8 protein-coding genes are annotated in these 8,591 nt (G+C 69.4%); 2 read left to right on the top strand and 6 right to left on the bottom strand.

Translation table 11 applies throughout. The annotated features are described in order from the left end of the window. Both B2W70_RS02055 and B2W70_RS02050 read left to right on the top strand, forming a co-directional pair. The coding region (locus B2W70_RS02055; RefSeq protein ID WP_286742318.1) for an AtaL-like protein at positions 1–304 on the top strand (304 nt) is incomplete at its 5' end. Positions 305–429: 125 nt separating this feature from the next. Beyond that, positions 430–969, top strand: coding sequence for a cytochrome b/b6 domain-containing protein (locus tag B2W70_RS02050; protein ID WP_286742316.1), 540 nt, complete (start codon positions 430–432; stop codon positions 967–969). On the opposite strand, the gene B2W70_RS02045 is transcribed toward B2W70_RS02050, so the two are convergent. The 6 genes from B2W70_RS02045 to thiC all read right to left on the bottom strand — a co-directional run. Then, complete coding sequence (locus B2W70_RS02045; protein WP_286742313.1) at positions 955–2,829, bottom strand: sensor histidine kinase; 1,875 nt, start codon at positions 2,827–2,829, stop codon at positions 955–957. The two genes, B2W70_RS02050 and B2W70_RS02045, sit on opposite strands and share 15 nt — an antisense overlap. Positions 2,830–2,912: 83 nt before the next feature. Continuing rightward, entirely contained in the window at positions 2,913–4,709 is a 1,797-nt protein-coding gene (locus tag B2W70_RS02040; RefSeq protein ID WP_286742311.1) for a bifunctional hydroxymethylpyrimidine kinase/phosphomethylpyrimidine kinase, read from the bottom strand. A 10-nt stretch (positions 4,710–4,719) separates the two neighbouring features. Beyond that, positions 4,720–5,568, bottom strand: a complete 849-nt coding sequence (locus B2W70_RS02035; protein WP_286742309.1) for a thiazole synthase — start codon at positions 5,566–5,568, stop codon at positions 4,720–4,722. 4 nt (positions 5,569–5,572) lie between these two features. Then, positions 5,573–5,800, bottom strand: coding sequence for a sulfur carrier protein ThiS (gene thiS, locus B2W70_RS02030; protein ID WP_286742307.1), 228 nt, complete (start codon positions 5,798–5,800; stop codon positions 5,573–5,575). 9 nt (positions 5,801–5,809) lie between these two features. After that, complete coding sequence (locus B2W70_RS02025; RefSeq protein WP_349677425.1) at positions 5,810–7,045, bottom strand: FAD-dependent oxidoreductase; 1,236 nt, start codon at positions 7,043–7,045, stop codon at positions 5,810–5,812. A 3-nt stretch (positions 7,046–7,048) separates the two neighbouring features. After that, positions 7,049–8,591: phosphomethylpyrimidine synthase ThiC (gene thiC / locus B2W70_RS02020; RefSeq protein ID WP_286742305.1), on the bottom strand; the 1,543-nt coding region annotated here is incomplete at its 5' end.

Here is an 8,591-nt window from a genome sequence, read left to right as displayed (position 1 = left end):
GGGCGTGTTCCGGCGCACCGTGCATTTCGGCGCCCACGTGATGCACGACGAGGTGCGCACGGAGACCGGGCAAAAGATGGTTTTCACCCCCGAGGCCCACGGTGACACGGCGCCCATCCGGCTGACCATGGCCATCGAAGAGCCGCGCGCCGGCCAGATGGTGCTGCGCTTCGTTTACGAGGCCTTGTCCCCCCAAACGGACGAGGAGGCCTACTACAACGACTACCGCCACAATGCATGGCTGCACAACGACCGCGACATGGTGCGAACTTTGCGCCAGTGGCTGTCGGAAGAAGGGCTTTGAGCCGACCTCGCCTGCCGGCGTGACTCGCAGCCCTTCAGCCCGGCTTCAGCCTGGCGGGGCATCATGCCCCATCGAGCTTGCCGGCGTGCCGTTGCGGCGTCCCATGGCAGGCCAGGGGAGGCGGCATGGCAACACGACACGGAACGAGGGTGGGCGAAGGTGGCGCGGTCACACGCTTGCTGCACGCAACGCTGGCGATCGCCTTCCTGGGCGCCTGGCTGAGCGCTGAGTGGGAAGGGCTGAGGACTTGGCACATCGCCTGCGGACATGCTTTGGCGGGGGCCTTGCTTGCGCGCATCGCGTGGTCGCTGGCGCGGCCTCGGGCATCGCTCTTGCGTTGGTGGCACACGTTCCGGCGTGCGGCACGGCGTCTGCGTTCCGGGCACGACGGTGTTTTGCGCGCGCCCACCTGGACCATTGCGGGCTCGGCCCTGGTGGTTTGCGGCATCGTGCTGCTGGTGCCGGGGTGCTTCGTGACGGGCTGGGCGCTGGGGCGGCTGGTCGACGTGGCGCAGGAGCCAGTGGCGCTGCACCGCTGGCTGGGCACGACCCTCATGGTGGTGGTGGCGACGCACGTGGCCCTGGTCGCCGTGCTGGGTGTGCTGCGTGGGCCCCGCATGGCCCGCGACGTGTTGCCCGGTGGGCCGAGGTCAGGCCAGGGTTGACGCCGCCACGACCGGTTCCGACGGGTGCTCGGCCGCTTGACGAGGCGCGTGCTTGCGCAGCTGGATGGTGAAGCACGACCCCACGCCCGGCAGGCCCTGTGCGGTGATGTCTCCGCCCATGCGCGTCATCAGCTGCCTGGCGATGTACAGGCCCAGCCCGCTGCCTTCGATGTCTTTCGTGAAGCGGCCCACGCGGTTGAAGGGCTGAAACAGGTGGGGGATGTCTTCGCTGCTCAGGCCATGGCCGGTGTCGGCCACCTCGATGAACAGGTGGTCGGCGTCCTCGGTGGCGCGAACCTGGATGGCCCCACCCGGGCGGTTGTATTTGCAGGCGTTGCTCAGCAGGTTGATGAAGACCTGTTGCAGGCGTTGGGGGTCGGCCCAGGCCTGCAGCGCCTGGGCCGGTAGTTCATCTCGCAGGCTCAGGTGCTGGCGCTCGCGCATCGACTCGACGGTGGGCAGGCAAGCCCTCAGCAGCGGCGAGACATCGACCTCTTGCGGGTGCAGCGGCACCTGGCCGGATTCGATCTTGCTGAGGTCGAGCACCTCGTCGACCAACCCGAGCAATTGCTGGCCCGACTGCAGGATCCAGCCCACCTGCTGATGCTGGGTGGGTGACAAGGGCTTGCCGCCATGGTCCATGTCCAGCAGTTGGGCGAAGCCCAGGATGGCGTTGAGCGGGGTGCGCAGCTCATGGCTCAGGCGCGACAGGAAGCTGCGCTGTGCCGCAGCGGTGCGCTGGGCCGTGTCACGCTGGATGGTGACTTGCGCCTGCATCTGCTCGACGGTGACGTCGCGCACGATGCCCAGGATGTGCGCGCCTTGGCGCTCGTCGCGGTCCATGCGGCCGGCCACTTCGATGCTGCGCACATCGCCATCAGGTGAGGTGATCCGGTAGCGCACGAGGCGAAAGACACCTTGGGCGATGGCCTGGTCCATTTGTGCCCGCGCATCATCCTGGTCGTCCGGGTGAATGTGCGTGCGGATTTCTTCCCGGGTGAGGATGATCGCTTCGCTGCCCCAGCCCAGCAACTGAGCGGCCTTGGCGTCGAGGTGATACCGCTGCGCTCCGATGTCCAGGTCGAAGCGGCCCAGGCCGGCGAAAGCCACGGCCATGTCCCAGCGCTGCTGCTCGCGTCGCAGCTGCAGGCCCTGGCTGAGCTGGCGGGCGTGCACGCGGCGGTAAGTCAGCACGTAGGTCACCGAGATCAGCAGCACGGCGCCGAACACCAGGACCTGCAGCAGCCACTCGGTGGCGTGTGCCGCCCGCGTGAGGTGGGCCAGGAAGGTGCGTTCTTCAACGAGCAGTTGCCGGTCCACGCTTGCGACCTCGCGTGACAGGGCCTGGCCTGCAGGGCCATTTCGCTGCTCGATCGTCAGGCGCTTGCTGCGCTCGGCCAGCAGCCGCAACTCGGCAATCAGGGTGTCGCCCTGGTTCCAGGCGCGCAGCGAGGGCTGGAACAGCCAGGTGTCGCTGAACAGGTGATAGAGCACCATCATCGCGGTGATGTCGCCCTCGTCCAGGCCGCCGGCGGTGAAGCCTTGGCGGGCCACCTGCCACCGCACCGGCCGGGTGTTGAGCGCTTCTCGGGCTCGCTGGTCACCGGCCTGGACGGTCAGCGCAGATTCAAAGCCCTGCAGGTCAGCCGGGTCGCCGGTGGCAACGTGTGCCTGCAACTGCGCGACAGCGGTGGTGTGGGCTTTGGACCAGAGGCTCTCGCCCTGGACGTAGGCTCGGATGGCTCCCAGCAGGTACATGCTGGAGATGGCCAACATCCCGATCAGCGCGAACGCCCCGACCGGCACGACCTGCCACAGCAGCGGCGTCCTCTGGGTGGGCTGGCTCGTGTTCAGGGTCATCGCGGCAGCGTGCGCTTTCCGCGCCTGTCCGTCATCAGGGAAAACCGGATGTCGCGTGATGTGCCGCACGTGCGGGGGCGTGATCAGGCAGGAAGGCAGGGGTGTGGCAAGGGCGTGGCCGAACGCACCGTCGGCTGGCGCGCGGCCTGGCGCAGGCTGGACAGCCTGGCTGGCAGCTCACCCGGTGGCGTGTTCAGGGCCCGCACCACGCACAAGGCCGCGGGCCCGCAGGCCGCGAAGCGCCTCAGGTCGTCCGCACCCAGCAGGCCGCCAATGGCCACGACCGGCACGTCCGATTGGGCCACCCACCAGCGCAGGTTTTGCTCGCCTTGGGGCAGCCATGGCATGTCCTTGGTGGTGGTCGCTTGCACCGGGCCACAGGCCACGTAGCTGGGGCCGCAGCCGAGCGCACGGGCCAGCTCCCAGGGGCAGTGCGAGCTCAGGCCCAGCAGGGTGTCGTGGCGGCGTTCGCGCAGTGTTGCGCGGTCGTCGGCCGAGAGGGCCAGCAGGTCTTCCTGGCCCAGGTGGATGCCCAGTTGAAAGCGGGGGTGGCCGCGAGCCGAGTCCTGGGTGAGCTCGTCGTTGCCGAGTTCGTTGCCCGGTGTGGGGCGGGGGACGGCCAGGGCCAGTCGCCAGTGGTCGTTGACGAAAAGCGTGGCACCGTGGCGGGCGGCAGCTTGCAGGCTGGTCGCCAGCGCGACGTCGGCACCTTGCTGTGGTTTGTGGCGCAGTTGGACGCAGCGCAAGCCAGCCTCCACCGACGCCGACAGCGATGGGCCATCGGGCAAGATGCCGTAGAGGCGATCGGCCGGTGGGTGGAAGGCTTCGAAGCGGGCGTTGCCGATGAGGCCGCCGATGCCGCTGTGAGCTGGTGGTGCGGTGGTCTTGACCGTCGGGTGCTGGCTCGGCATCAGGCGCCATGGCAGCTCGCGACCCAACCCAAGCCAGGGCAGGGGGGCGCCACCCTGGGATGCCCCGGCCAGCGCCCCGGCGGCGGCGACCACCGGGCCTCGCCCGCTGCCAGCGGGGTGGGCGTGCATCAGGGCGTGGTGAACGACCATGCGGCCGAGCACGCAGGCGTCGGCGCTGCCATGGCCCCAAGCCAGGCAGGCGCCGATGGCGCTGGCCAGGGTGCAGCCGGTGCCGTGGTGGTGCGGGGTGTCCACGCGTGGTGCGCACAACCAGCCTTGGGCCTGCGGACTTTGCAGCCAGTCGAGGCTGAATCGGGTTTCGATGCTGGGGCCTGCCTCGGCGGCGTCACCACCTGTGACCAGGACGCAGCGTGGCCCGAGGGCTTGCAGGGCGGTGGCGATGTCGGGGATCGCGTCCATCGCTTCGCCAGGTGGCGTGGTGCGGGCCTCGTGGGCGTGTGGCCCAAGCAGGGCCAGGGCTTCTGCGCGGTTGGGCGTGAGCACGGTGGCCCGGGGCAACAGCCACTCGCGGTAGGCCTGGACGATGGCGGCATCGGTGAAGGCGGCGCCACCCGCGCTGGCGCGCAGCACCGGGTCGACCACCAAGGCGAGGTGCTGGTGTGGGTCGGTGTTGGCGGGGGCGTCGGCGCGCAGGCGGTCCACCCATCGGGCCACGGTTTCGATGGCGGCCACGCTGCCGAGCAGGCCGGTCTTGATGGCGCGCGGTCGGAGGTCTGGCGCCAGGGCTTGCAGTTGCGCTTCGAGTTGGGCCGCGTCCACCGGGAAGATGGCCTCGACGCCTTGCGAGTGCTGCGCGGTCAGGCAGGCGGCGACGGGGCACAGGTGCACGCCCAAGGCGTCGGCCGCACGCTGGTCGGCGCTCAGGCCGGCGCCACCGGCGGTGTCCAGCCCGGCGATGGCCCAGACGATGGGGGGTGGGTTCGTGGCAGCTTGGGCGAGGGTGGGCATCACGGTGGGATCAAAGCAGCACGAAGGGTTGACCGCCCACGGGGGTGGTGGCGATGGCGACGTCGCTGGTGGGCATCAGGCCGGCACGCCAGCCCTGGCGTCCGCCTTGCACGGCGTCGCGGAAGGCGCGCGCCATGCCCACCGGGTCGCGCGATTGGGAGACCGCCGAGTTCAGCAGCACGGCATCGAAGCCCAGCTCCATGGCGGCAGCGGCTTGCGATGGTGCGCCCAGGCCGGCATCGACGATGAGCGTGATGTCGGGCAGTCGGGCGCGCAGGGTGCGCAGGGCCCAGGGGTTGAGCAGGCCCAGCCCGGAGCCGATGGGTGCTGCCCAGGGCATGAGGATGCGGCAACCTGCGTCCACCAGCCTTTGGGCGCTGACGAGGTCATCGGTGCAGTAGGGCAGCACCTCGAAGCCGTCTTTGACCAACTGACGGGCGGCTTCGAGCAACTCGAAGGGGTCGGGCTGCAGGGTTTGCTCGTCGCCCACCACTTCGAGCTTGAGCCAGTGTGTGCCGAGCAGCTCGCGCGCCATGTGGGCCAGGGTGATGGCTTCCCGCGCGCTGCGGCAGCCGGCGGTGTTGGGCAGCAGGTGCGCGCCCTGCACCCGGGCGGTGTCCCGGATGATCTGCACGAAGCCGTTGTCCTGGCCCGTGGTGCCCAGCGTGCGCTTGAGGCCCAGCGTGAGCACCTGGCTGCCCGAGGCCTCGATGGCGGCGCGCAGGACCTCGGGTGAGGGGTAGCCGGCGGTGCCCAGCAGGAAGCGGCTGCTCAGCTCGGTGTGGCCGATTTGCCAGGTGTCGTTGGGTGCGGTGGCCGCGGCGGTGGGGGGGGCTTGGGTCGAACTCGGCGTGGTCATGGGTTCAGCCTCCGGTGATGGGCGAGAAGCACAGCACGGTGTCGCCGTCGTGCAAGGCGTGATCGGCGCGGGCAGCACGGGCCACGAACTCGCCGTTGAGGGCGGTGGCGATGGCGTTGGCTTCGCGCGAGCTGCCTTGCAGCAGCAGATCAACTGCGTCGGCGAGCGTGCTGCCCACAGGCAGGCTCAGCGGGCCGCGATCGGTGTGGATGGTGAGTGTGGCGGGGCTCATCGGTGGGTCTCAGGCGGCTTGGCTGATGTCGATGTCCGGGACGACGCCGGTGGTGTGAAGCGGCGGGCTGTCGGCTGTGGGCAGCGCCCCCAGGCCCAGCGCACGCAGTGCGTCATCGACCAGCGCGGGCGCCAGCAGCCAGCCGTGGCGGTACAGGCCGTTGATGCGCAGCAGGCCCTTTTCGTGGTGCACCTGCGGGCGGTGGTCGGGCAGGGCCGGGCGCAGGTTGGTGTCGAGCCGGAGGATGCGGGCCTCGGCCAGCGCGGGCAGGATGCTGTGCGCTGCCGCCATCAGTTCGACCGCGCTGCGCAGCGACATCGGCGAGCGGTCTTCGCTCTCGATTTCGCTGGCACCCACCAGCACGCGCTCACCGGGCCGGGGCACGATGTAGACGCGGTGACGCGGGTGCAGCAGGCGCACCGGGCGTTGCAGGCGCAGGCCAGGGGCGTGCAACCACACCACCTCGCCCCGCACGCCGCGCACGGGCATGGCGGGGCGCGCACCGGTGCCGCGCAGGTCGCAGACCAGGTCGAAGCTAAGTGGTTGTGTCTGCTCCGGGTTGCCCAGCCAGAGTTGGCCAGGTGCCACGTCCTGCACGGGCTGGGCCCAGTGCCAGCGCACGCCCTGGGCATCGTCGTGCAGGGCCTGCAGGGTGGCCACGGTGTCGATGTGGGCCTCGCCGGGCAGCCACCAGGCGTGCAACGGTCCGCTGCTGCCATGCAGATCGGGTTCAAGCTGCTGCAGGCCTGGCGGCGTGAGTGGCTGCGGCCGGTGCGCCGAAGCGAAGGTCGCATCGACCTGCTCCAGCCGCTGCAGCACGCGACGCGCAGCGCCCAGGTCGGGGCCGTGCGCCACCATCAGGCTGCCGCCTTGCGAGAAGTCAGGAGGGCGACCCAGCCGCGTGCCCAGTTCGGCCACGATGGCCTGCCAGTGCGCGATGCTTTGCCAGCCCCGGTGGGCCACGTCGGGCTCCGCGGTGTCGAGCTCGGCCAGGGGGCTGAGCATGCCGGCTGCGGTGAAGCCCGCCGCGCCATGGCCGTCGTGCGCGGGCATGGCCTGCGGTGCCGGGTCGAACACGCTGACCTGGTGCCCCTGACGCGCCAGCGCCCAGGCCACCAGCCGGCCGAGCAGGCCCGCACCGGCGATGCCCACGCGCAGCGGCGCAGCGGCCTGCCTCGTCGAGCTTGATGCGCGCTGGCGTGGGGCCGTGGGTGATCCGTGGGGCGCAGAAGGTGGCAGCGGCATGGCTCAGCCCTGGTTCGATGTCACCACGGATTCGGCCTTGATCGGGATGTAGAGCTCGCCGCCGACCTGCTTGAACTCTTCGGACTTGGTCGCCATGCCACGGGCAATGGCTTCGCCGTCGCCAACGCCCTGTGCTGCGGCGAACTCCCGCACCTCCTGCGTGATCTTCATCGAGCAGAACTTCGGCCCGCACATCGAGCAGAAGTGCGCCACCTTGGCCGCGTCCTTGGGCAGCGTCTCGTCGTGAAAGTCGCGCGCGGTTTCGGGGTCGAGCCCGAGGTTGAATTGGTCCTGCCAGCGGAAGTCGAAACGCGCTTGAGAGAGTGCGTCGTCGCGAGCGCGCGCCGCCGGGTGTCCCTTGGCCACGTCGGCCGCGTGCGCCGCGATCTTGTAGGCAATGAGGCCTTGCTTGACGTCGTCTCGGTTGGGCAGACCCAGGTGTTCCTTGGGCGTCACGTAGCAGAGCATGGCCGTGCCCATCCAGCCGATCATGGCCGCACCGATCGCCGAGGCGATGTGGTCGTAGCCTGGTGCGATGTCGATGGTCAGCGGGCCCAGCGTGTAGAAGGGCGCCTCGTGGCAGTGCTTGAGCTGCTCGTCCATGTTGGCCTGGATCAGGTGCATGGGCACGTGGCCTGGACCTTCGATGATCGTCTGCACGTCGTGCTTCCACGCGATCTGCGTGAGCTCGCCCAGCGTGCGCAGCTCGGCGAACTGGGCCTCGTCGTTGGCATCGCTCAAGCAACCAGGGCGCAGGCCGTCACCCAGCGAGAAGGTCACGTCGTAGGCCTTCATGATCTCGCAGATGTCTTCGAAGTGCGTGTACAGGAAGTTCTCTTTGTGGTGCGCGATGCACCACTTGGCCAGGATCGAGCCACCACGCGAGACGATGCCCGTGCGCCGGTTGGCCGTCAGGTGGATGAAGGGCAGGCGCAGGCCTGCGTGGATGGTGAAGTAGTCCACCCCTTGCTCGGCCTGCTCGATCAGCGTGTCGCGGAAGATGGCCCAGGTGAGGTCTTCGGCCACACCGCCCACTTTTTCCAATGCCTGGTAAATGGGCACGGTGCCGATGGGAACGGGGCTGTTGCGCACGATCCAGTCGCGCGTGGTGTGGATGTGCTTGCCGGTGGACAGGTCCATCACCGTGTCGGCGCCCCAGCGGATCGACCAAACGAGCTTTTCGACTTCCTCTTCGATCGACGAGGTCACGGCGCTGTTGCCGATGTTGGCGTTGACTTTGACCAGGAAGTTGCGGCCGATGATCATCGGCTCGAGCTCGGTGTGGTTGATGTTGGCGGGGATGACGGCGCGGCCTCGGGCCACTTCGTCGCGCACGAACTCGGGCGTGATCTCGCGCGGGATCATGGCGCCCATGGGGTTGCCGCGCAGGCGTGCCTCGCGTTCGGCGTCAAGTCCGTACTTGCTGCGCCAGTCTTCGGCCAGCTCGATGCGGCGCTGGTTTTCGCGCAGGGCGATGAATTCCATCTCGGGCGTGACGATGCCTTGGCGGGCGTAATGCATCTGCGTGACGTTGCGGCCGCCACCG

The organism is Aquabacterium sp. UBA2148 (assembly GCF_002328915.1).
GTDB lineage: Bacteria > Pseudomonadota > Gammaproteobacteria > Burkholderiales > Burkholderiaceae_C > Aquabacterium > Aquabacterium parvum.
Note: the sequence above shows the minus strand (reverse complement) of the source record. Positions and strands in the feature narration are given on the sequence as shown.